This window comes from Vibrio genomosp. F6 (genome assembly GCF_005146325.1).
Classification (GTDB): Bacteria; Pseudomonadota; Gammaproteobacteria; order Enterobacterales; family Vibrionaceae; genus Vibrio; species Vibrio cortegadensis.
In genome coordinates, this window is record NZ_SYUT01000078.1 from 1 (window position 1) to 3,197 (window position 3,197).

Sequence of the window (3,197 nt, forward strand, 5' to 3'; positions counted from 1 at the left end):
ATCCGTCAGCGCCCCTATTAACGGGCAAAATATAGTTGGCTATAATACTTGAGGAACGAAAATAGCCAACTGTATTTTGTCCTGTTGAATGGCTTGTTATGTGACTCATTCTCGACATTTATACATTGTTGGCATTAATTTTACATATAGTGTTTTATTACAACCATCACACTTCAATTCGTGACACTCCTCTACACTCATATTCTTGAATATATTTTTCGGAACAAGCGATGTCGTGCTACAAGCATCACAAGGTATTGCATATACATTCTGAGAATGGAAAATTTCCTCATCACTTATAGATATTAAGTAACTCTCAATACACGAATTACAGTGAACTATCTTACCATCATGTAGTGAAGAAACTTTTCGGATTATTAAAGAATTACATGTGAGACATTGAAACTTGTACTCTGGTCCGATTCCTCCCAACACCAAATTACCGTTGCTAACGGCTCTAAGTTGAACAAGGGCTTCACCTAACTTCCGCTTAATAATCTTAGCATCGCCATAGGTCTGAATTGTTTGGTTTTTGGGTACAGAAACATGAAGGGCTAAATTAGATAAAGCTTGGTAGTATCTAGCTAATTTATTTATATTTAGTTCTGACTGCGTACCAAGCTTAACATATGACTTTGCCTTATATTCCTCTAAAGATGGCTTAGAATTAGATTCTTTATTAGGCTCAGTTGAAATTGAAAGAGTTAACTCTTGAGTTGCGTGAGAGTTTTCTTCCGCCAAAATTTGGCGGATTACTTTCTTAGGTTGCCAATCGACTTCATTTTTAGACATTTTGTCTATTGACACTTTTAATCTTTCATAACAAATTAACTCGATTGCTAGTCTACACTCCAGAGCAGCATAGACGAGGCTTTGAGGTGTATCATCCAAAATTAATGTATCTATTATTTTGATTTTTTCTTTTAAGTTTTGCATAAAAACACCATTAAAAACAAATTCATTCGGTAGTCACATAACGCCGCATTAAGGTGTGACGCACGCTTGGCTATACTTGAGCGAAGCGAAAAGCCAAGCGTAAGGAATCACTCTTAAATGCTTTGTTATATTCGTAGCCTATTGATTAAAAAGCTGTTCTACCGTTTTCATTGGTAAGAACATACGAATACGCCCATTATGTTCACACAATACTTCAAAGCCGAACTTCGTATAGAACACTTGAGCAGAATCAGTCAGACAGTCCACAACAATTGCGTATGCTCTCATGTGATGGTTCACTTCCCACAAGTACTTCAGTGCACGAATTAGACTAACCTTTCCCAGTCCAGAGCCATGAAACTCTTTGTGCACAGCTAATTGAGCCAAAAGAAAAACAGGAATTGGATATCTAGGAAGTTTCTTTGCTAATTGTGCCGGTAATGTTTCTCGGCTGATTGAACTCGGTGCAACACTATAAAATGCGCAAATAGCGAATTTTTGATTTAATAGTGGATGAGCACTAGGTAAAACCATCGTTCGGCTAATGCCCGCTTGCATGTGCTTTGCAGCTTGAGTTTTAATAAATGTGTTTAGCTCTTGCTCGCCACAGTCAAATGAGTTGCGGTCATGCTTTGATTTACTAAGTTCTACGAACTCTTTACCCCAACTCACTTAATACCACTCTCATCTGTAAATTTGGCAGCTTCAAGCAAAGCTTGATTCGGTGCTTTTGCTCTATTACACGCAGCCATAAACTCGTCAAAGACACTGTCTTTGACCATAATACTTTCATGCTCCTCAATAACATGAGTCGCATCTTCGTCCATAAGTCTCACAACATATTCAGTGAGACTTTTTAAACCAAGTAAAGCCGATGCTTTTTCGGCTTTTGCCTTGATCTCTTCATCAAGGCGGATATCTAAACGTGCAGTTGCCATAACCCCTCCTGCGTACGGATACATTCCGTAACCTGAAAGATTATAGTACAAATTTAAAGCACATTCAAATTGTACGGAAACCTTACGGAACGAAAGAGAATATAACGCCTTGTTAAGGTGTGAGGCACGCAATACCGAAGCCTCCGCATAATACCTTAACCACTAAAATCAACGCATAGTAAAAATGCCACGCGTGCCGAATCACTCTTGAACAATTTGTTAGCTGGTTGTTTCCACAACATCGAAAGCTACCAAGTTGAAACTTGTCGCCTGAATAAACCACTCATGCCAAGGCATCGTTTCCTTAAAGCCATCAAAGTGGAATGTATTCCCATCAAACTTCGCATTCATGATTTCGTCAATCGGGTACTCTGGAGTTTTGTGACTGACGGGTGACACATCATTCAACCAAGTGAGGCTTTTTTCATTGGACACGTTGTATAGAGTCATCACCCCATTTTGAACAATTAGATCTTTTCCATTGGAACCTGGGTGCTCTTTGCTGACGAAAATACCACTGAGAACGATGATGATCTTAGAGTCATTTCTGGAAACATCATTGATAGATACATCATGAAAGCTCATCTTCTCAAAGTCGGTATTAATTTCCATATAACCTCCTGCCAGCTAACGCCGCGTTAAGTGGTGAACAGCGCTACCACTGCACTCAAGACATTATGCCATAAACACTGATGCATATCTTTAAACTGAAGCCGCCAAGCGTTGTGAATCCGTCTTAAACGCTTTGTTATATGCAAACTCCCACCTCAAATGCAGAGCTAATTTCACTATTGATGATAGACTCAATCAATAGCCTTCTAATTCAAAGTAAACACCATGAAAGACTGCAACCAATGTGGGAAATGCTGCATCAAATATGGCGATGGTGATTTAGCAGCCACGCAGGAAGAAATAGACCTGTGGGAGCTGTTTAACCCAGATATCTTTGAATATGTGAAAAATGGAAAAATCTGGTTTGATCCAGAAACCAGAGAACAATTAAACCATTGTCCATTTTTGGAGTTAGTGCCGAAGTCAAAGCCAGAAGAGAAAGATAAATATACATGCAGTATTTACTTCGACCGACCAGAAGATTGTCGCCACTACCCTAGCCTCATCAACGAAATGATTCGGGACGAATGTGAAATGATAGAAATTACTGACTTAGAAAACCCTAAGAAAGCTCAGAAAGATCTCGATAAGCTGATGAGTTCAAGCCGACCTTCGAGCTATTCCTAGGTTGATTTAGGCAATTGCATATAACGCCCAATTAAGGTGCGACAACGCTATAAAACCCAACCTAAACCATTGCACCGTAAACAC

General features: G+C 39.3%; 5 protein-coding genes. 1 reads left to right on the forward strand and 4 read right to left on the reverse strand.

Translation table 11 applies throughout. The features are described from left to right. Positions 1 to 105: 105 nt before the first annotated feature. The 4 genes from FCV43_RS19060 to FCV43_RS19080 form a co-directional block, all read right to left on the reverse strand. Entirely contained in the window at positions 106 to 936 is an 831-nt protein-coding gene (locus tag FCV43_RS19060) for a hypothetical protein (RefSeq protein ID WP_136996066.1), read from the reverse strand. 138 nt (positions 937 to 1,074) lie between these two features. Then, a complete protein-coding gene (locus FCV43_RS19065; RefSeq protein WP_136996067.1) occupies positions 1,075 to 1,608 on the reverse strand; it encodes a GNAT family N-acetyltransferase in 534 nt (177 codons plus the stop codon). Beyond that, the gene (locus FCV43_RS19070) at positions 1,605 to 1,874 is read right to left on the reverse strand and encodes a DUF1778 domain-containing protein (RefSeq protein WP_136996068.1); all 270 of its coding nucleotides are present in this window, start codon (positions 1,872 to 1,874) and stop codon (positions 1,605 to 1,607) included. Before FCV43_RS19070 ends, FCV43_RS19065 begins: the two co-directional genes overlap by 4 nt. A 219-nt stretch (positions 1,875 to 2,093) precedes the next feature. Further along, positions 2,094 to 2,486, reverse strand: a complete 393-nt coding sequence (locus FCV43_RS19080) for a hypothetical protein (protein ID WP_054757475.1) — start codon at positions 2,484 to 2,486, stop codon at positions 2,094 to 2,096. A 225-nt stretch (positions 2,487 to 2,711) separates the two neighbouring features. Here FCV43_RS19080 and FCV43_RS19085 point away from each other — a divergent pair, with 225 nt between their 5' ends. Continuing rightward, positions 2,712 to 3,113 (forward strand): YkgJ family cysteine cluster protein, encoded by a 402-nt coding sequence (locus tag FCV43_RS19085; RefSeq protein ID WP_136996069.1) that lies wholly within the window; start codon positions 2,712 to 2,714, stop codon positions 3,111 to 3,113. Positions 3,114 to 3,197 lie beyond the last annotated feature (84 nt).